This is a genomic window from Bacillus sp. B1-b2, assembly GCF_009183415.1.
In the GTDB taxonomy this organism is placed as follows: Bacteria; Bacillota; Bacilli; order Bacillales; family Cytobacillaceae; genus Niallia.
This window is the reverse complement of record NZ_WEHU01000020.1, coordinates 18202-37905: the sequence shown is the minus strand read 5'-3', so window position 1 is coordinate 37905 and position 19704 is coordinate 18202. Positions and strand designations below refer to the sequence as shown.

The following is a 19704-nucleotide window of genomic DNA, read 5'->3' as shown; positions in this document are numbered from 1 at the left end:
AATGCAGTTAGGCTCAGTGAGTATCAACTGCTTATACTTAGGTTTCATTAAAATTGATTTTACGAAAGATCGATGATTTACTTTACAAGTAGGAGAGAAGTAACTAATATGTAAAAGAATATTTTTTATGGATTGTATTAGTATAGGAGAGCTTATGAATACATACTTAACAAGTTATTTTCCACTTTTTTCTATAAGTTTTTTCAGTTTATCTATTTCTATTCGAGTAGAACTAACAGTCATGGATTTATTGAAAAGTCTTGGCATGTATGAAGGTTTGTTAGAGTTTTTTTCAGCAACAGGTATTCGCTTATCTTTATTGCTATTTTTTTGTGTATTATTCTTTATGGTTTTATCTGCTTTGAAGCTAATTGCAGGAACATTAAATGAGATATCACTCCTTTTTTTCTCGGAAGATCATCAAGGAGTCAGTTTAACTAAGGTAAGAAAAGGGAGCATTATTTATATAATAGGTAGTATTCTTTCTTTGTTTGCCATTTCAAGCTTTTCTCTTATTGGTCTTATTTTTATCATAACTACACTTGTTTATTTTGTTTATTACGTAAATGCTGTTAGCGAACACTTAAGTATGTCAGGTATGATTTTCTTTATTCTTTTTCAGGTATTTACATGGTCTTTATTGTTGATTGGTTTTATGTATCTTTGCATTAATTTGTATAATGGTCTGATGGCAAGTTTGCCATTATAAAAAAGTGGACGATTCCCCGATTTATTTAAACACCTAGCATTAATCCCCTAGCTATAAGGAGAAAGATTCCATCGCCTTATAGCCAGAGGATCGTAAACAGAATACTTTTTTGCATCTTTTAATCTTTTTTATAAAACTATATAGATGATTTTTCCATATTTTACTTCAAGGAGCTGAGATTTTGGGACAATCAAGATATTTATTTTGACAAAATATCCTTCCATATTTTAAGCTGTAATTTTTGAGATTCTATGTTTTTTAAGTTAACTGGGGTGTCTTTTCCAATCCAAACACCTATGGTTTTTTCATCTGTTAAACCTATCATCCAAAAATCATGATAATCATTAGTGGTACCTGTTTTTCCTCCAAGATAGGCAGAAGGAAACTTAGCTGACATTGCTGTGCCTGATTGGACAGTAGCACTTAATAAATCTTTCATAGCTTGATTGGTAGGTTCATCCCATACGGGCACAGAACTATCACCCCATTCTAATATCGAATGACCAGAAGAATCTGTGACCTTTAATATAGCTCTAGCTTGTTGATACTGCCCGTTATTTCCAAAAGTAGTATAAGCATCTGTCATTTCCAGTAGGGACATCCCTGTTGTAAATCCACCTAATGCAGCAGCAAGAGTGTAATCCTCTTGCGTTATGTGTTGAAAATGGAATTTTTGAAGGTAAGAAAAGGCTGTGTCTATACCAACTTGGTCCATTAATCTAACAGCAGGTGTATTATAAGAGTTTTTAAAAGCTGTTTCTAACGTGACAGTTCCATAATTCTTTCCACTATAGTTTTTTGGACAATAAGTTCCTTTGCAGAATGCATCCGCATTTACTTCTTTGCTAATGGAGTTGTGAGTTTCTTGAATAAATGGTCCATAAACTAATAATGGCTTTATCGATGAACCAGGCTGTCTGAATGCTTGGTAACTACGGTTAAAGTCGTATTTATGATAATTCTTTCCTCCGACTAATGTGATAATTGTATGATTTTTTTGATCCATTCCGACCACTGCACCTTGAACATCTATATTAGAAAGTGTTTGATTTAAGGAGTTAACAGCATAGGATTGTAAATCTGGCTGTAGAGCAGTATGAATGTATATTCCACTTTTGAATAAATCTTGAACTTGATTATCTAGTTCTTTTTCTACTATAGCTTTTGTTTTCTCATCCGCATTATTTTGTCGTTCTTTATATCCATACTTTTCAGCTACTAATTCTCTAAATTCTGCTTCTACGTATGTGGAATAATCAGGATATAAATCTATTCGTTTCTGGACGTTTAAGGTGATTATTTCCTTCTTCCATTCCATTGCATCCGTTTCAGAAAGTCGGTTATTCCTTACCAAGCTATCTATCAGACGTTCTTGACGTTCCTTTGTGTGACTAAAAGACGTAACGGGGTTATAGAGAGTCGGGTTGTTCGGAATGCTTGCTAAGAAAATAATTTCTGCATTGGTTAGTTGTTGTGTAGACTTACTAAAATAATACTTAGCCGCTGCTTCTATTCCATATGTGTTATTGGCAAAATAGATGGTATTAATATATTCCGATAAAATCTTCTTTTTTGACCACACTTTCTCTATTTGGTAAGCATAAAGAACCTCTCTTAATTTTCTGTTATACGTTTTTTCAAATGCTTGCATTCTATTTCTAGCTAGCTGCTGTGTTATGGTACTAGCACCTTGTTCCATTTCATTTTCATCTGCGTTAACCAATAGAGCTCTACCAATAGCGGTTATGTCAAACCCATGATGCTCATAGAAATGTTGATCCTCTGTTAAAACAAATACTTCTTTTAAAATAGTTGGTATCTCTTCATCTTGTAAATAAATGCTATTTGTTGGAGTATAAATTTCTGAAAATATTTTCCCACTACTATCAAGAAGATAGCTAGTATTTGCTATCACTTGTTCAGTTAATTTTACTTTCTGTTTAAGTAAATCTGGAAACGATACATAATTTTTTATTTGAATAGTAGTTAAGGATAGTAGAATAAATACCAAACAAAACATTAATAGGGTAATAACGTATCCTAATGTTTTTTTCATGCCATATTCCTCAATTAAAAATTTTTTGTCTAAGAATATATTTTATCAGTTATTGTTTGTTATAGAAATAAAGTGGAAAATATTATCATAAAAATACAGAAAATTTAAAAGGTTATACGTATATTCTGTTATAATAAAGGCAGAACATTTAGGTACTTTTATGAAATTATATCCCTCATCCTAACATGAAGGCTACAAAGTCATTTATTTATGTGAAATGGAAAGAAGGTGAAAAGATGGAAAAGCAACAGTTTTTATTTATTGATTTTGAATTCACGATGCCAGAGAAAAGCAAGAATTTTAAAGGGTTTTATCCAGAAATAATTGAAGTCGGTATTGTAGCAGTTGTAGATGACTTAGTTAAAGAACAGTTTTCCTCCTATGTTATCCCAAATCGTTTTCCAATTCTTTCAGGAAGATGCAAATCTTTTCTACATATTTCACAGCAACAGGTTAATAATGGGATTTCTCTTTTAACATTAATGGAGAAGTTGGAAGAGTTAAGTCAAGGGTTTCAAAACTCGATTATCACATGGGGAAATATGGATCTTAAAGTACTCAAGGATAACTGTCTAAAAGAAAATATTCCCTTTACTATTGAGTTTGAAGAAATCGATTTATCTATGGAATACAAGCGCTTTTTCGGTGATCAAAATCAAACTGGCTTATGGAAAGCTGTTAGAGAATATGGAAGAGAGGGTACTGGAATACATCATCGTGCGCTTGATGATGCATTAACCACATACCATATATATAAGCTGGTAGAGAAAGATAAGCGTTATTTAGGTAAGCCTAAGCCACCAACTATCGGTGATTTAATTGACTTATCTAAGGTTTTTAATAAATTTGCATAAAAAATTATATGAACTGTTATGTTTCAGCAATGAATTGGAGAGGAAGGGATTGGACCTTCTAAAGGAATTGGAAAACAATGATCTCATTACATGAAGGGAAGTGAACTCCTGTAGCGGAAATCCACTTCCCTATTTTAGTAAAGAAAGGAAAACATAATACACTGTTTATTGACGGTCTAATAAGGTATCGTCTTTTTTTATGCCTAAAAAACGATAATATTCTTTTTTTAGTATGTCCAAGTTAGTTAAGCTCATAGAAGAATAGTCAGTATTCTCTTTACTTAATTCCTGTTCTAGCTTGTATAGTGCATTCGCCAGTGAATCTTGATAAGAAGGAATTTGTTCTTCTTGATAAAGTTTTACCATACTTTTAGGAGCATTCATTTGTTCCCGATAAGAAAGGGCTTTTCTTTCATGAAAAATGCCCACACTTGTTTCCTTGGGATGATGCAAGTCTCCTTGTATAGGGTGCTTTAAAACGGCAAAGACGCGAACCAAATAGCTTTGAGCACGTATTTCTGTTATTTCACCTATATATTTTCCAGTCTTGTAGAAAGCTGTAACAATGGAACCAACTGTTAATTCTGACATATAATTTGCCTCCCTTATAATCTTACTTAATATAGTAACACAATCATTCTCTGCCTCCATCTATCATAAGCATTGTTCTATTTCTCTGAAAGATCGTTTTGTATAAAAAATAATCTATTACAAATAATAACTTCAATATGTCATTGGAGGAAAAGCTATGAAAAAAATCATTATTGCCACCATGATACTAGTTCTAGCTGGTTGTGCAAATGTGGAAGTGACAAAGCTAGAAGTAGAAATGTTTAATGAGGTTGGAGATTCTTTAGGAATGATTATATTACAAGAACAGTCGTCAGGCGTAAAATTATCCCTTGATCTAAAAGGGTTATCACCGGGAGTTCATGGTATTCATATTCATAATAGTAGTAAATGTAAGGGACCAGAATTCAAAGATGCGGGAGATCATTTTAATCCAGACAATAAAGAGCATGGACTTCTTCATCCAAAAGGAGCTCATGCGGGAGATCTTCCTAATATTATCGTGGAAGATGATGGAACAGTGAAAGCAGAACTAATTGCACCAAAGGTAACGATGAAATCTGGAAAAAAATCATTGTTTACGAAAGATGGTACTTCTATAGTCATTACCGAACAACAAGATGATGGAATGACTCAGCCAGCAGGAGATTCAGGAGCTAGAATTGCCTGTGGAGCTATTAAGAAGAAGTAAGAATTTATACATTTTGGTTTTAAGGCAAGACAATATGGAACAATAAAAAAGGAAACAACAACTTTTCTGAAAGTCGTTGTTTCCTTTTTTAACTTACTTGTAAAGTAAAATAGTCTGTGAGTTCTTTGTTAGAGGCATTCCTATCTTAAATGAATTAAAAATTGCCTACATAAAAGTTTGAATTAGAATAAATATATTTAAGGAAATAATAACAATAGCAATTATCCAAGAAACAATAGTTAACCATAATCGATTTACTAATCCACCCATTATTCGGCGAGAACTTGTAAAGAGAATTAAAGGAACTAGCGCAAATCCAATACCAAATGACAGCACTACTTGACTTACTACTAAGGCAGTAGTTGGATTTACTCCTATAGCGATAATGGTGATAGGTGGTACCATAGTGATGACTCGACGCAAGTAAATAGGAATACGGTAATTGATAAAGCCTTGCATAATCACATCACCAGACATGGTACCAACGGAAGAGCTTGATAATCCTGCAATGAGTAACCCTAAACCGAATAGAGTAGCAGATAAAGGATTCAGTAATTCTCCAAAATAATGAAACGCTACATCTAAATCTTCTACAAATAATCCATTTTTATGAAATAATGCACTAGAAACAATCAACATAGCAGCATTAATGAATCCAGCAATTAACATGGCGATTAGTATATCCAGAAATTCAAAACGAAAAATTTGTTTCTTTTCTTTTAAAGTATTCCCAACTATTCTATTCTGAATTAGTGCTGAGTGTAAGTAAATGGCATGCGGCATAACGGTTGCACCAAGAATACCCGCAGCTAATACGACGCTATCCACCCCTTCAAATTTAGGAGTTAGTAATCCATTAAAAACAGAATTTATATCAGGTTTACTAAAAAACATTTGAACAACAAAGGAAAGAACAACAATAAATAACATGCTTGTTATTCCAGCTTCTAATGACCGGTAACCTCGTCTTTGAAGCTCAAGAATAGCAAAAGAGCCTATAGCGGCAATAATGCTTGCTTCCAAAAGAGGAATTCCAAAAAGAAGATAAATTCCTAGTGCAGCTCCAATGAATTCTGCTAGGTCTGTTGCGATGATAACTATTTCTCCTTGAATCCATAGGCCTATGGAAACAGGTTTTGGAAATTCTTCTTTTGCTATTTCTGGGAGGTTTTTTCCTGTAGCTATTCCGAGTTTAGCGGATAAGGATTGAATTATTAATGCCATGATATTAGAGAAAAGAATGACCCAAAGAAGAAGGTATCCATATTTTGAGCCAGCAGCAATGTTTGTTGCAAAATTACCTGGATCTATATAGGCAATAGCAGCAATAAAAGCTGGACCTAAGAATGGAAGCAGCTTTTTAAAACCTTTTTTGTTTCCATTTAGAACTTCTTCTAATGTAGTAGAATGTTTATTTGTTTTTAATAATTGTTTCCCCATGTTACTCACCTTACTTATTAGAATTTTACCCAATATTAAAAAGTTTCTCTAGGGCAAATTTTATATATAACATATTCCTAATTCTGTATAAAGTCAATGTAAAAGTCATAAAAATATTTCCCTGTTTTTATCTTTTTTATTACTTCTTATAAAGACAAGCTATCCTTTTACTTTTTGCTTCGTTATCCAGTGGATTATATGCCAGTTAATTTCTCTGAAATAAGAATAGGCATATAATTGTAACCGTATATAAAAATTCAAGGGGAATAAGAAAGATACAACAAATTTCTTAAGCTACATACAGAAAACGTATAATGAAAAACAATCTGTCTGTTATTACATGTGAATCCATCTAGAAATATGGTAGAATAAATGCAGAAAATTATAGGTGTAAAGGAAGAATTATCATGGATGATCAAAAGAAGAACTTGGAATTTGTTCGATTATTAAATGAATGGGATCCATTTAATATTGGGGAAGGTAATTATGATACAGAGGTAGCTGACAGTGTGCAAGCACTTTTTCTAATAGATGATGAGGATGCCTTAGCAAGGAAAATTCAAGCTATTTATGATTTTTCATTTGAGGAACTCATACCCATGGAGAAATGTCTGCAGATAGCTAAAAGATTATTGGATGTAAAAGATAATGATTCATGCTCTATATAATGAATGCTTTTACTAAGTCTTTTATCAGGACTGATAAAGATCTAATGAAAGCCTTTGCTCTAAGATAAGTAAAGTTTTGAATGTGAGCTAAATGTAAGGTGAAAAAATTGTGAAAACAGTTATATATATATAATAAGCAAATATTAAAAGGATATAGGGAAAAAGACCATTTCTGATTCCGTATTATTTGATATAATGAGAATATTTTTAAGACTTAAAAGACTTGAGGAGGTTGAAGGATGAAATTAACAGATAAAGAAGTAGAAATTGCAGAGATATTGGAAAAAAATGCGAGAATATCAGATGAAGATATCGCTAAAATGATAGAAGAAGACTTGGAAGCAACAAAAAGAATGATATCTAAGCTAGAAGAATTAAACATTGTTGTTCGATATACCTCTATTGTTGATTGGTCCAAAGTGGAAGGCCATGAAGGAGTTACTGCTATGATTGATGTGAAGGTAACACCGAAAAGAGGAGTCGGTTTTGATGAAGTAGCACAAAGAATTTACCGTTTTAAAGAGGTGAAATCTCTATACTTAATGTCTGGAGCTTATGACTTATCTGTTATTATTGAAGGTAAATCCATGAATGAGGTTGCTAGATTTGTATCAGAGAAGCTCTCCACCTTAGATTCCGTACTATCAACTACGACTCATTTTATATTAAAACAGTATAAGCACGATGGAACAATATTTGAACCATCAGATGAAGATAAGAGAATAGTGGTGTCACCTTAATGAATCAAACAAAGAGTTATATTGCAAAAAAAGTAGAAGAAATGAAACCATCAGGGATTAGAAGATTCTTTGATTTAGCATCAGGAATGGAAGGTGTCATTTCTTTAGGTGTTGGTGAACCAGATTTTGTAACGAGCTGGTCTGCGAGAGAAGCAGCAATTCTTTCTTTAGAACAAGGGTATACCTCCTATACGGCAAATCCTGGTCTTATAGAATTGAGAGAAGAAATTGCTCAATATATGAAAAAAAGATTTACGGTTTCTTATAAACCTACTTCTGAAATCATTGTAACAGTTGGAGCTAGTCAGGCAATTGATATCGCTTTAAGAGCTATTTTGAATTTAGGTGAAGAAGTAATTGTTGTAGAGCCTTGCTTTGTATCATATGCACCATTAGTAACGCTAGCAGGTGGTAATCCAATTCCTGTACAAAGTCTAAAAGAAAATGACTTTAAAATTCAACCAAATCAGATAGAAGAAGTGATAACAGAAAAAACAAAAGCAATAATGATTTGCTCACCAAATAATCCAACTGGTACTACACTGTCTAAGGAAGAACTAGAGGCAGTGATTACTGTAGCTAAAAAGCATGACATACTTATTATTTCAGATGAAATATATGCAGAGCTGTGTTATGACGAAGAATATACAAGTACAGCTGCTATTGACGGAGCTTGGAATCGAACTATTTTAATTTCTGGATTTTCAAAAGGCTTTGCTATGACAGGATGGCGTCTAGGATTTGTATGTGCACCTGATGAACTTATTCAAGCAATGCTGAAGATTCATCAATATAGCTTAATGTGTGCACCTACTATGGCACAATATGCTGGCTTAGAAGCGCTAAGAAGCGGAGAAAACGACGTGGAAGAAATGAAGAAAAGCTATCGCCGCAGACGAAACTATATCGTACAATCCTTGAATGATATGGGATTAACCTGTCATTTGCCTGGAGGAGCTTTTTATGCATTCCCAAACATTACATCAACAGGTATGACTGCTGAGGAATTCGCGGAAAACTTATTGAAAGAAGAAAGAGTAGCTGTAGTACCAGGAAGTGTTTTTGGTGAAAGTGGAGAAGGTCATGTTCGCTGTTCTTACGCATCTTCCTTAGAACAACTTCAAGAAGCAATGAAGCGAATGAAACGATTTGTAGAAAAGCATCAGAAATAAATCATAGATTTTGATTACCAGGTTTAGTGGTTGGATAATTATTTATACTCCCTTTAAAAATAATAAATCATTTATACATGATGAATATTGACTAGGACCGCTTATAAAAAGTGGTCTTTTTTAATTGTTTTGTGATGGAACATTAAGCCAATATTGTGCATAAGGAATAATTACTTTGTAAAAAGGCTAAATATATGGTATAATCTTATAATGCATATAAAAGGAAAATTACAATCATAAATTAGGAGTGTTCTCATGTCAGATAAAATCGAAGTTGGAAGTGTTATTACAGGAAAGGTTACTGGAATTCAGCCTTATGGAGCGTTTGTTTCTTTAGACGAAAATACGCAAGGTTTAGTTCATATATCAGAAGTAACACATGGTTTTGTAAAAGATATCAATGAGTTTTTAAAAGTTGGAGACGAAGTAAACGTTAAAGTTCTTTCTATTGACGAAGCTGCTGGAAAAATTGGTCTTTCTATTCGTGCTACTGAAGAAGCACCTGTACAAACAGAAGCACCAAAAGCTAAAAAGCCTCGTGCAAAACGTCCAGCTCCACAAGTAGTAGAAGCTGACAACACGCAAGGCTTCAACACTTTAAAAGATAAGCTACAAGAGTGGATTGAACAATCTAATCGTAATGACTTAATCAATAAATAATATTGGTTACTAGTAAAAGAAGCATAATCGCCTTTCTAAGCGATTATGCTTTTTTTACGTGTATAGATAAATATTAATGAATTCAAAAGAAAGGGAACGACATAATGTGTAAAAAAATAAAGATATAAGCTGACAAAAGAGTTCTATGCTCTCAAGCCAGCTTTATATCTTTCTTGTTTTGAATTATCGAGTTGTTCGAGGTTCAGGCTCTCTTGCAACTGCAGTGCTCGGCTTGAATAGTAGACCAAGGTTAATTATTCCTGCGATTCCTACAAGACCATAAATGATTCTAGAAAGTGCAGCACCTTGCCCACCAAAGATCGCTGCTACTAGATCAAATTGAAAGAATCCAATTAGTCCCCAGTTTATTGCTCCTACTATTGTTAAAACTAATGCAATTCTTTGGATTGCGCTCATTTCTCTTCCTCCTTATAGTAGAATCTTTAATAGCTTGTGATATCCATTAAAAATTATACCTTCCTAATCTTACTCTTTCTAAACAATTAAATATTTGCACATACTACTTTTGTTTGAAGGTCAATTCTTTGATTTTCGTGACACTTTGATTAATAATAAGGCAGAATAGGAATTAAAAAGAACTGATTAATAGGGAGGAAATAATATTGGATAACTTTGTTTTTTATAATCCAACAAAGCTAATTTTTGGAAAAGGACAATTAGAGCAATTAAAGGTTCAGTTAGCAAATGTTGGTGATAAGATACTAGTTGTATATGGTGGCGGAAGTATCAAGCGAAATGGCCTATATGATAACGTAATGCAGCTATTAAAAGAAGGAAATAAGGAAGTTTTTGAATTATCTGGTGTAGAACCAAATCCTCGTCTAACTTCTGTGCAACGTGGTGTTGATATTTGTAAGAAGGAAGGAATTCACTTTATTTTAGCAGTGGGTGGCGGAAGTGTTATTGACTGTACGAAAGCAATTGCAGCTGGTGCTAAATACGAAGGAAACCCTTGGGAGTTTATTACGAAAAAAGCCCCAGTAACAGATGCACTACCATTTGGTACTATTCTAACATTAGCAGCAACTGGTTCTGAAATGAACGCTGGATCTGTTATTACAAATTGGGAAACACAAGAAAAAGTAGGATGGGGAAGTCCATTTACATTCCCAGTCTTTTCTATTCTTGATCCTGAAAATACATATTCAGTACCAAAAGATCAAACCATTTATGGCATTGTAGACATGATGTCACATGTATTAGAACATTATTTCCATTTAACAGAAAACACTGAGCTTCAAGATTATATGTGTGAATCAGTATTGAAAACAGTTATGGAATTTGGTCCTAAATTAGTAAACGATCTGGAGAACTATGAGTACAGAGCAGCTATCCTTTATAGTGGTACAATGGCTTTAAATGGAATGGTTAATATGGGATATCAGGGAGACTGGGCAACACATAATATCGAGCATGCTGTATCAGCGGTTTATGATATTCCGCATGGTGGCGGATTAGCTATTCTCTTCCCTAATTGGATGAAGCATAATCTTTCTGTAAAACCAGAACGATTTAAACAATTAGCTGTAAGAGTGTTTGGAATAGATCCAGAAGGAAAGTCTGCAGAAGAAGTAGGTTTAGAAGGAATCAATACGTTAAGAGAGTTTTGGAATGAATTAGGAGCTCCTTCCCGTTTAGCAGATTATGATATTGATGATAGCAAATTGGAATTAATGGTAGAAAAAGCAATGATGAATGGTGATTTTGGAAGATTTAAAATACTAAATGAAAAAGATGTCTTGGAGATATATAAAGCATCTCTATAATAGAATACTTAGAGAATGCACGATTGTTTCTTAGGAGATAATCGTGCATTTTTTAATACAATTCACTTGAAAAACAAGAAAGATAGAAAAATACTTGAACAAAATATGAAAAAAACAAAAATGTATACGTTTTCAATGAAGTTCTTTCTTGATTACTTTTCCCACATTCGATAAAGTGTAATTGAAACATAAATAAATATAAGTATGGAGGATCATTTATGACACACGTTCGTTTTGATTACTCAAAGGCACTTAGCTTTTTTGGAGAACACGAAATTACATATTTAGAAGATGCAGTAAAAGTTGCGCATCATTCCCTACATGAGAAAACAGGACAAGGGAACGACTTTCTTGGATGGATTGACCTTCCTGTAGATTATGATAAAGAAGAATTTTCAAGAATTTTAAAAGCAGCAGAAAAAATAAAAAGTGATTCAGAAGTTTTATTAGTTATTGGTATTGGTGGTTCTTATCTAGGAGCTCGTGCAGCAATTGAAATGCTAAATCACAGCTTTTACAATAGCTTGTCAAAAGAAAAGAGAAAAACTCCACAAATTATTTTCATTGGTAAAGATATTAGTTCTACTTATATGACTGATGTTATTGATTTCCTAGGAGATAAGGATTTCTCTATTAATGTTATCTCTAAATCTGGTACTACTACTGAACCTGCAATCGCTTTCCGAGTTTTCCGCAAATTATTAGAACAAAAATACGGTGTGGAAGAAGCTCGTACGAGAATTTATGCAACAACAGACAAAGCAAGAGGTGCACTAAAAACACTAGCAACAGAAGAAGGCTATGAATCATTTGTCATTCCAGATGATGTTGGTGGTCGTTACTCTGTTCTAACTCCTGTAGGTTTATTACCAATTGCAGTTAGTGGTGCAGATATTACTACAATGATGGAAGGCGCAGCAGCTGCTCGCACAGATTTTGGTACTTCAGAGCTAAAAGATAATATCGCTTATCAATATGCAGCAGTTCGTAATGTTCTTTATAATAAAGGTAAAACAATTGAAATGCTTATCAATTATGAGCCAGGTCTTCAATATTTCTCTGAATGGTGGAAACAGTTATTTGGAGAAAGTGAAGGAAAAGACCAAAAAGGTATTTATCCGTCTTCTGCTAACTTCTCAACAGACTTACACTCTTTAGGACAATATGTTCAAGAAGGACGTCGTGATCTATTTGAAACAATCGTAAAAGTAGACAAGCCTCGTCATGAGCTAGTAATTGAAGCAGAAGAAAATGATTTAGATGGTTTAAACTACCTAGCTGGTAAAACAGTAGATTTTGTAAATAACAAAGCATTTGAAGGAACTCTACTTGCACATACAGATGGAGGAGTACCAAATTTAGTTGTTACTATTCCAGAAATGAATGAATATACTTTTGGTTATTTAGTGTATTTCTTCGAAAAAGCTTGTGCAGTGAGTGGATATCTATTAGGAGTAAACCCATTTGATCAACCAGGAGTTGAGGCATATAAAGTAAATATGTTTGCTTTACTTGGTAAACCAGGCTTTGAAGAGAAAAAAGCAGAATTAGAAAGTCGCCTATAAAATTGTAAGCCCAAAGAGCATAGTATCCATGATACTATGCTCTTTATATTTCATTTCTTACTTACATGTTTGAAGCTTTAGAAATAGGATAAATAAAGAGAAAGGAAAGCTGTAGAAAGAGGTGGATTGAAGATGTTAGTGGAAAAAGAACAATTAGTTATTAAATCATTACAAGAATGTATGATTGTTGCAAATCATTGTATGAATGAATGCTTAGCAGAAGAGCATGTAGGTAGGATGTTAGACTGTATTTATTTAGATAGAGAATGTGTAGAGATTTGCAGCCATTTAGAACAAGCTATTATTCGAAAATCACTTTATGCGAAAGAATTAGCTAAAATATGTATAGCTGTATGCGAAGACTGTGCAAAGGAATGTAAGAAACACGATCATAAACATTGCCAATATTGTGCAGAAATCTGTACACAATGTGTTGAGAATTGTAAAAAATACTTAGAAGTATAAGAGTCTTTCATTAAAGGATAGAACATCAGTATTATAAGTAAATGGAAAACCTGAACTATAAGGTGTTTTTTAAATGATTCTTGCGCCTAATAGTCAGGTTTTGTTGGTTTGAATCCTATATAATTAAACATCTATTAGAATAAATGGGACATGATTGGTATTCGAGACTGCCTTTTTAGGTATATCTCTCCCTCTCACCTAAGAAATAATGATTAGTTCATCCTGTTTTTCTATGGAAAAAGTTGGACCTGGATTAAGATAGCTATGCTCTCCCCTTTTTATCCCCATCAATATTTTTCCCTCTGCTAGTAAGTAGGCTCCTACCGTCATAAAATCCATGGAATCTATTGCGTAATCCTCAACTGGTAGGAAACGTAAGTTCTTCTCTTTCAAGTGCTTAAGAAGTTCTAAAAAGGCAATCATAGCATCCTGAGAATTCAAGCTACTAAGCATTACAAAGCTAGTTAGACTATTAGTTTGAACAATCTCATCTGCTCCAGCTCTACTGGCATTAGAAACTTGTTCATCTGTTAAGATTTCAATAATACAAGGTACTGAGGGATTCAATCCTTTTATAGCAAGAAGGCTTAGTATGGAATGCATGTCTGCTTGTAGTTCTTCCTTTCCTTGATCCGCAGTAATAATGACTTTGCTAGCAGATGTTATATTTGCTTTTATAAGCACTTCATCTAAGTTAGAATTTCCTTTTATAAAGTGAATGGATTCTGGAATAGGGTTATTGGCTAGAGAGTCATCGATTAAAGTAATGGGGAAGGAGTTTCTTTCTTTTCTCATTGAGTGAATTAATGTACGAGAACGCTCATTCCATCCGATTATAATAACATGATTTATTCCTTTAAATGTAGCCTTTCCTTCTAGGTAAGCATTTTGCTTTGCGACAGCAGCTGTTGCTAGCGTAACTAAGTAGGTGGATAGAAAGCCTACTCCTGTTAATATGAGTAAGATTCCAGTAATTCTTCCGAACACTGTTGTTGGAGCATAGTCGCCATATCCAACTGTTGATGTAGTGATGATAGCCCACCAAATTCCCTCAAATAATGTAGGAAACTGCTCTGGTTCAATGACACTAATAGCAAGTCCAAATGTAGAAATTATTATTAATGAAATAGACAGTATTCTAAGGCTTAGAGGTAAACGTAGAAATCTAGAGAGCATAGAATTAGGCAAATTTAACCCCCCGTAAAGTTTGAATAGTACCATTATAGACAAATAAAAAAACTTTCATAAGGAATGAAAGTCAATAAAGTGGAAGGCTATCAGCAATACAGTTTTAAGGGTTTAAAAATCTTCTAATGTGGAGTTGCATTAAGCTTGTACAGATTGCTTTTGTTTTCTTTATGTATGGGAAGCTCTGTTGACATATCTGTTTATGCTTAGATGGTAAGTGAAATAAAGCGTAAAAGCGTCTATTTTATGTCTGGAATTATGTTCAGATAGAAATATGATAAAAATCAGCAATAAGTTTTTGTTCTTCTCTTGAAGCCTTGTGTTCATGTAAGTTGGATAACATGCCTTTAATAATAGGTAATCGTGGTTCCGTGTTTCTTACTTCTTCTAGTAGTACATCTAAACTTACCTCAAGATCCTCTTTATTGGCTGAGTACTCCAATTTACTACGAATGGTATCAATGGTAATTATTATTTTTTCATTATTATGTTCCATAAAATTAATTTTGGGTTTTCTCATTAATTGAGATAAAAACTGGTTAGATACTAAAGGCTCTTCCTTGGATTCTTTAATATCGAGATACATGGAATCCAGTCTTTTAAGAATATATTCTGCTGCTGCTTGAGTTGTTACCATTGCTTGATTTAAGAAAAGTGTTTTTAAAAAAGAATGAAAAAGACCTTCTTGTATAATTAATAGATCATAAAGATATTTTTGACTATCATCACCATATATCTCATAGATGGTTTTAATGGTATTTTGCTGTAGCTCTGTTTGCATTTGCACAATTAATTGTTTAATGGAATCATTTAAAGGAATAGCTTGTTCTCTTGTTTGCATAATAATAACATCTTTGTGTTTTAAAGAATGATCTAGCATAAAAGTCATTTGTTCTATCATTTTTTGCCTAGGTGTTGATTCTTTTTCTGCTATGTCCTTAAAGGCACTCACAACTTCTTCATAAAAATAATGCATGATAGTATATAGTAGAGAGTCTTTTGATTTAAAATATAAATAAAATGCTCCTTTGGAAATACCACAATCATTAGCAATTTCTTGGACTGAAGTGGAAGAGTACCCTTTTTGGGCAAAAAACTTCAATGCAGAATCTATGATTACTTTTTCTTTTTCCTTCACGTGTAAACCTCCTGATTCGTAGGAAGAGTTATCTTATGACTGAATAGTCAATAAATTTTGTATTTCTGACTAGGTAGTCAAATTATATATTAATTTTGTGTGAAAATCAATTAGCTTAAGAAAAGGTGTACGGAAAGGAACTTAGGGTATTTTTAGGAGATTGTACTAAGGCCATTTTTGATTTATGATAACTATTATCACTTAATTAGTCATTAAGCTAACTAAAGGTGAGTAATTCAATGAGAATTATCAATAAAATATCGGAGCAAACGCATTACTTGACGTTATTTCATTATCATAATAAACTTACTTACATATAGTAAGTTAACTATTATAAATAATGTGTAAGTACAGTAAACGTATAAAGGAGATTTTATAATGGAACAAAATGTAATCAATCTTCTTCAAGATAAAATACAAATTATTTCTTATAATGAAGAACAAAATTTAAGTTTGGTTGGTCCCATAAAACTACCCGTGCAGTTAGACGAGGAAGTAGTAACCTTCCAATGGTATACATGGCTTGAAATAGATAAAACAAAAACGAAGGAAGAATTGCTTCAATCTTTACCATCTTTACATTTAGCAGATTATCAGCAATCTTCTGTTCTTGTTTATGGTGACTTTAAAAATGCAGAAGAGACACTAATACGTATGCATAGTATTTGTCATACAGGAGATATATTTGGAAGTAAAAGATGTGATTGTGGCTTTCAATTGAAAGAATCCATGCGTATGATTGTGAAAAATGGTAGCGGAGCATTATTCTATCTAGCTAACCATGAAGGAAGAGGAATTGGCTTATTTACAAAATCACTTGCTTATCTCCTACAAGAACAAGGGTTTGATACAGTGGAAGCAAATAACGCTTTAGACTTTCCTGATGATATTAGAAGCTACGGTGCACCTATTAGAGTATTACAAGCACTTCGTATAAAGGAAGTAAAGTTAATTACTAACAATCCTAAAAAATTAAAAGCATTACAAGAGCTTGGCTTAGCCGCAGATGAGAATGTTCCATTATGGGGAGATGTATCTATTTTTAATGAGGGCTACCTAGAAACGAAAGTGAAGAAATCTGGTCATATCCCATTGAAAGAAGAACCACTAACCATATAAGGGGTGAATAGAATGAAACAAGATCAAGATTTTATGAAAATGGCTTTAGATCTTGCTGCCTCAGCATTAGGAAAAACGAATCCTAATCCTGTGGTAGGCGCTGTACTTGTAAAGGATGGAATGATTGTTGGATCGGGACTCCATCGCAAGGCAGGAGAACCGCATGCAGAAGTTCATGCCTTTAACATGGCAGGTGATCATGCTAAAGGTGCTACACTGTATGTAACATTAGAGCCTTGTTCTCATTACGGAAAAACACCTCCTTGTGCATTACTTGTTAGCAAGTCAGGAGTAAAAAGAGTAGTAGTTGCGACAGAAGATCCTAATCCTATGGTTGCAGGGAGAGGGATAAATATAATAAGAGAATCAGGTATTGAAGTAGAAGTTGGGATACTGAAAAAGGAAGCCCAAAGTTTAAATGAACGATTTATTCATAATATGATTCATGAAAAACCTTTTGTTATTTCTAAAGTTGCGATGACACTAGATGGGAAGATAGCAACATATAATGGTCATAGTCAATGGATTACGAGCGAAGCTGCACGAAAAGAAGTTCATCTATTGAGAAATGATGTTGATGCTATTTTGGTGGGGGTTGGCACTGTATTAGCTGATAATCCGAGATTAACAACTAGATTAGATAAACCTTCTAAGAATCCAATAAGAATTATATTGGATTCTAACCTTAGAACTCCTCTTCATGCTAATATTACACATTGTCACGATGCTCGTACTATTATTATAACTAGTATGAATTCTGACCAAAATAAAGCCTTGGAGTTAGAAGAAAAAGGCGTAGAAATACTTCGAGTAAGCTCTCATGAGGGAAAACTTAATCTTGACGATATGCTTAAACAGCTATATGAAAAAGGCATAACAGATATTTTATTAGAAGGCGGCAGTGATGTGAATGCCAGTTTTATGCGTCAAGGATTTATTCAAAAGTATATAGTGTATATTGCACCTAAACTAGCAGGAGGCGCTAATTCATATACCCCGTTTAGAGGGAAGGATATTGAGGATATTAATGAATCTGTGCCATTGATTTTTACAAAAACCGAAATGGTTGGTCCTGATATTAAAATAACAGCATATCCAGAAAAATAGCATGTGTGAAAGAAGATGGAGAGTATGACGGTACTAGATACAGATGTATGTATAGTAGGTGCGGGGCCAGGGGGTGCATTACTTGGTCTGTTGCTAGCACGTGCAGGTGTTTCTACCGTATTATTAGAACGCCATGAATCAATTAATAAAGAGTTTCGAGGCGAGCACTTAAATCAAGAAGGAAAAGAAATATTAGAAGAAGCTGGCTTGTATGCTTCTTTACAAAAAATGGGTCTTTTACCTATGGAAGAAGTAGAGTATGTGCAAAAGGGAAGAACCATAAAAAAAGTATTTCCTGACAAGGGACTAACACATACTGGAATCCATGTTCCTCAGAGCCATTTATTAAAGGTTATTCTAGATGAGGCAAAGCGTGTACCTACTTTTCAACTTTTTTTGAACAGTAGAGTAATGGACATTCTCTCTTTCGAAAACAAAGAATCAACTAGTGTAATAGTTTTAATGAATGGAGTAAAAACAGAAATTCGAAGTAGAATTATTGTTGGAGCAGATGGACGCTTTTCTACTATTAGGAAGAAAGCGAATTTCCCTGTTACTTCTATAAGTCATGGATATGATTTATTATGGGCAAGAGTTCCAGCTCCAGCCAATTGGAGACCTACTATTAAAATGGTGCTAGCGAAAGATCAACAACTAGCTCTTTTTACACAGTATGGAAATTATATTCAAATTGGATGGAATATTCCTGAAAATAGTTTCTCATCTATTCGAAAAGAGTCTTTTCAACCATTTATTCAAACCCTAGTGGGAGAAGTACCAGAGTTAGAACAAACTGTTAGGAAACATATTCAATCATGGAAAGACTTTGTTCTGCTTAAAGTAGTTAGTTCTAAAAGCTCAACTTGGGTGCAAGATAATGTTGTGTTATTAGGAGATGCTGCGCATACGATGAGTCCAACTGGTGCATTTGGATTAAATAGTGCTTTGAAAGATGCAGAAGTATTGGCAAAGATTATTCCAGACATCATTTCTAATAAACAGGATATTAGAACACTTAAGCGGTATGAAGAAAGGCGAATGTCCAAGGTTGATGCTATACAAATGGAACAATTGCAAAGAGAAGCAAACTTTAAGAATCATTTCTTGTTTGATAATCGAGAGAAAGTTGGTATGTAATAGGAGGTTTCCATGAGATTTGGTTTTGATATAGATGATACATTAATAAATTTAAGAGAATATGCTTTTCATCTTTATAATGAAATGCTTAATAAGAAAATTGATATTAGTGTTTTTCAAAATCTAGAAACAGTAGAGATTCACGAACCTTTTGGTTTAACGAGGGAAGAAGGAAAGAAACTATGGAATTCCTTGAGAGAAGATATTTACTTTAAGGAATGTCCACCTTTCCCTTTTGCTGTTGAGATACTTAATGAGTTAGTTGATAGTGGACATGAAGTGTACTATATTACTGCACGTAAGAAAGAATTTGCAGAGCAAACAAAGCAATGGATGAAGGATGCTGGTTTTCCTATACAAGACAATCATTTTTACTGCGGAATGGAGGATCACGAAAAGCTACCTATTATTCATGAGCTAAAGCTAGATTACTATTTTGATGATAAGCCAGCTGTTCTAGAAACCTTGCAAGATATCCCAGTACAATTCTTTGTAAGAAATCAATCATATAATAAAGCGTATAATTGGAATAGAATAAATAATTGGTCTGAATTAAGACAGCTTATAAAATAAGAGCTAAAAGAGATTCAAGAGTGAATAGGGGGCTGATTTCCGATACAGGGGTAGGGGCTCGCGCT

General features: G+C 33.6%; 20 protein-coding genes. 14 read left to right on the top strand and 6 right to left on the bottom strand.

Translation table 11 applies throughout. The features are described 5' to 3' along the window. The first annotated feature begins 127 nt into the window (after positions 1–127). Positions 128–709 (top strand): DUF5366 family protein, encoded by a 582-nt coding sequence (locus F9279_RS17625; protein WP_152115399.1) that lies wholly within the window; start codon positions 128–130, stop codon positions 707–709. 199 nt (positions 710–908) lie between these two features. Here the strand turns inward: F9279_RS17625 and F9279_RS17620 are convergent, their stop codons facing one another. Further along, positions 909–2765, bottom strand: coding sequence for a transglycosylase domain-containing protein (locus tag F9279_RS17620; protein ID WP_152115397.1), 1857 nt, complete (start codon positions 2763–2765; stop codon positions 909–911). Positions 2766–3001: 236 nt separating this feature from the next. On the opposite strand from F9279_RS17620, the gene kapD reads away from it, so the two are divergent. Beyond that, positions 3002–3619, top strand: coding sequence for a 3'-5' exonuclease KapD (kapD, locus tag F9279_RS17615; protein ID WP_152115395.1), 618 nt, complete (start codon positions 3002–3004; stop codon positions 3617–3619). A 165-nt stretch (positions 3620–3784) separates the two neighbouring features. On the opposite strand, the gene F9279_RS17610 is transcribed toward kapD, so the two are convergent. Continuing rightward, positions 3785–4210 (bottom strand): kinase-associated lipoprotein B, encoded by a 426-nt coding sequence (locus F9279_RS17610; protein WP_152115393.1) that lies wholly within the window; start codon positions 4208–4210, stop codon positions 3785–3787. A 157-nt stretch (positions 4211–4367) separates the two neighbouring features. Here F9279_RS17610 and F9279_RS17605 point away from each other — a divergent pair, with 157 nt between their 5' ends. Next, positions 4368–4880, top strand: coding sequence for a superoxide dismutase family protein (locus F9279_RS17605; protein ID WP_152115391.1), 513 nt, complete (start codon positions 4368–4370; stop codon positions 4878–4880). Between the two features lie 165 nt (positions 4881–5045). Here the strand turns inward: F9279_RS17605 and F9279_RS17600 are convergent, their stop codons facing one another. After that, positions 5046–6320, bottom strand: a complete 1275-nt coding sequence (locus F9279_RS17600; protein WP_152115389.1) for an Nramp family divalent metal transporter — start codon at positions 6318–6320, stop codon at positions 5046–5048. 407 nt (positions 6321–6727) lie between these two features. On the opposite strand from F9279_RS17600, the gene F9279_RS17595 reads away from it, so the two are divergent. From F9279_RS17595 to yugI, 4 genes are all read left to right on the top strand, one after another. Further along, on the top strand, positions 6728–6988 hold the full coding sequence (locus F9279_RS17595; protein ID WP_152115387.1) for a DUF1871 family protein: 261 nt from the start codon (positions 6728–6730) through the stop codon (positions 6986–6988). Positions 6989–7227: 239 nt separating this feature from the next. Then, entirely contained in the window at positions 7228–7728 is a 501-nt protein-coding gene (locus F9279_RS17590) for an Lrp/AsnC family transcriptional regulator (protein ID WP_152115385.1), read from the top strand. Then, positions 7728–8900, top strand: coding sequence for an aminotransferase (locus tag F9279_RS17585; protein ID WP_152115383.1), 1173 nt, complete (start codon positions 7728–7730; stop codon positions 8898–8900). Before F9279_RS17590 ends, F9279_RS17585 begins: the two co-directional genes overlap by 1 nt. A 255-nt stretch (positions 8901–9155) precedes the next feature. Next, the gene (gene yugI / locus F9279_RS17580) at positions 9156–9560 is read left to right on the top strand and encodes a S1 domain-containing post-transcriptional regulator GSP13 (protein ID WP_152115381.1); all 405 of its coding nucleotides are present in this window, start codon (positions 9156–9158) and stop codon (positions 9558–9560) included. A gap of 183 nt (positions 9561–9743) precedes the next feature. On the opposite strand, the gene F9279_RS17575 is transcribed toward yugI, so the two are convergent. Next, positions 9744–9977 carry a DUF378 domain-containing protein gene (locus F9279_RS17575; protein ID WP_152115380.1) on the bottom strand — a complete coding sequence of 78 codons (234 nt, stop codon included), beginning with the start codon at positions 9975–9977 and terminating at the stop codon, positions 9744–9746. Positions 9978–10183: 206 nt separating this feature from the next. On the opposite strand from F9279_RS17575, the gene F9279_RS17570 reads away from it, so the two are divergent. From F9279_RS17570 to F9279_RS17560, 3 genes are all read left to right on the top strand, one after another. After that, positions 10184–11347, top strand: coding sequence for an iron-containing alcohol dehydrogenase (locus F9279_RS17570; protein ID WP_152115378.1), 1164 nt, complete (start codon positions 10184–10186; stop codon positions 11345–11347). Positions 11348–11565: 218 nt separating this feature from the next. Beyond that, complete coding sequence (locus F9279_RS17565) at positions 11566–12912, top strand: glucose-6-phosphate isomerase (protein ID WP_152115375.1); 1347 nt, start codon at positions 11566–11568, stop codon at positions 12910–12912. A gap of 132 nt (positions 12913–13044) precedes the next feature. Beyond that, the gene (locus F9279_RS17560; RefSeq protein ID WP_152115510.1) at positions 13045–13377 is read left to right on the top strand and encodes a four-helix bundle copper-binding protein; all 333 of its coding nucleotides are present in this window, start codon (positions 13045–13047) and stop codon (positions 13375–13377) included. A gap of 198 nt (positions 13378–13575) precedes the next feature. On the opposite strand, the gene F9279_RS17555 is transcribed toward F9279_RS17560, so the two are convergent. Continuing rightward, positions 13576–14565 (bottom strand): potassium channel family protein, encoded by a 990-nt coding sequence (locus F9279_RS17555; protein ID WP_152115373.1) that lies wholly within the window; start codon positions 14563–14565, stop codon positions 13576–13578. Between the two features lie 262 nt (positions 14566–14827). Next, on the bottom strand, positions 14828–15703 hold the full coding sequence (locus F9279_RS17550) for a TetR/AcrR family transcriptional regulator (RefSeq protein ID WP_152115371.1): 876 nt from the start codon (positions 15701–15703) through the stop codon (positions 14828–14830). Positions 15704–16078: 375 nt separating this feature from the next. On the opposite strand from F9279_RS17550, the gene F9279_RS17545 reads away from it, so the two are divergent. Genes F9279_RS17545 through F9279_RS17530 form a run of 4 tightly spaced genes read left to right on the top strand, consistent with a single transcriptional unit; the run spans position 16079 to position 19639 of the window. Beyond that, complete coding sequence (locus tag F9279_RS17545; protein WP_152115369.1) at positions 16079–16822, top strand: GTP cyclohydrolase II; 744 nt, start codon at positions 16079–16081, stop codon at positions 16820–16822. Positions 16823–16834: 12 nt separating this feature from the next. Continuing rightward, positions 16835–17929: a bifunctional diaminohydroxyphosphoribosylaminopyrimidine deaminase/5-amino-6-(5-phosphoribosylamino)uracil reductase RibD gene (gene ribD, locus F9279_RS17540; RefSeq protein WP_152115367.1), complete on the top strand. Its 1095-nt coding sequence runs from the start codon at positions 16835–16837 to the stop codon at positions 17927–17929. 24 nt (positions 17930–17953) lie between these two features. Then, entirely contained in the window at positions 17954–19066 is a 1113-nt protein-coding gene (locus tag F9279_RS17535; RefSeq protein ID WP_152115365.1) for an FAD-dependent monooxygenase, read from the top strand. Positions 19067–19078: 12 nt separating this feature from the next. Then, positions 19079–19639 carry a 5' nucleotidase, NT5C type gene (locus F9279_RS17530; RefSeq protein ID WP_152115363.1) on the top strand — a complete coding sequence of 187 codons (561 nt, stop codon included), beginning with the start codon at positions 19079–19081 and terminating at the stop codon, positions 19637–19639. Positions 19640–19704: the final 65 nt, after the last annotated feature.

Bases quoted from the DNA above. Each gene is read 5' to 3' on its own strand.
- F9279_RS17625 (WP_152115399.1), top strand. From the start codon at position 128: ATGGATTGTATTAGTATAGGAGAGCTTATGAATACATACTTAACAAGT.
- F9279_RS17620 (WP_152115397.1), bottom strand. From the start codon at position 2,765: ATGAAAAAAACATTAGGATACGTTATTACCCTATTAATGTTTTGTTTG.
- kapD (WP_152115395.1), top strand. From the start codon at position 3,002: ATGGAAAAGCAACAGTTTTTATTTATTGATTTTGAATTCACGATGCCA.
- F9279_RS17610 (WP_152115393.1), bottom strand. From the start codon at position 4,210: ATGTCAGAATTAACAGTTGGTTCCATTGTTACAGCTTTCTACAAGACT.
- F9279_RS17605 (WP_152115391.1), top strand. From the start codon at position 4,368: ATGAAAAAAATCATTATTGCCACCATGATACTAGTTCTAGCTGGTTGT.
- F9279_RS17600 (WP_152115389.1), bottom strand. From the start codon at position 6,320: ATGGGGAAACAATTATTAAAAACAAATAAACATTCTACTACATTAGAA.
- F9279_RS17595 (WP_152115387.1), top strand. From the start codon at position 6,728: ATGGATGATCAAAAGAAGAACTTGGAATTTGTTCGATTATTAAATGAA.
- F9279_RS17590 (WP_152115385.1), top strand. From the start codon at position 7,228: ATGAAATTAACAGATAAAGAAGTAGAAATTGCAGAGATATTGGAAAAA.
- F9279_RS17585 (WP_152115383.1), top strand. From the start codon at position 7,728: ATGAATCAAACAAAGAGTTATATTGCAAAAAAAGTAGAAGAAATGAAA.
- yugI (WP_152115381.1), top strand. From the start codon at position 9,156: ATGTCAGATAAAATCGAAGTTGGAAGTGTTATTACAGGAAAGGTTACT.
- F9279_RS17575 (WP_152115380.1), bottom strand. From the start codon at position 9,977: ATGAGCGCAATCCAAAGAATTGCATTAGTTTTAACAATAGTAGGAGCA.
- F9279_RS17565 (WP_152115375.1), top strand. From the start codon at position 11,566: ATGACACACGTTCGTTTTGATTACTCAAAGGCACTTAGCTTTTTTGGA.
- F9279_RS17560 (WP_152115510.1), top strand. From the start codon at position 13,045: ATGTTAGTGGAAAAAGAACAATTAGTTATTAAATCATTACAAGAATGT.
- ribD (WP_152115367.1), top strand. From the start codon at position 16,835: ATGAAACAAGATCAAGATTTTATGAAAATGGCTTTAGATCTTGCTGCC.
- F9279_RS17535 (WP_152115365.1), top strand. From the start codon at position 17,954: ATGACGGTACTAGATACAGATGTATGTATAGTAGGTGCGGGGCCAGGG.
- F9279_RS17530 (WP_152115363.1), top strand. From the start codon at position 19,079: ATGAGATTTGGTTTTGATATAGATGATACATTAATAAATTTAAGAGAA.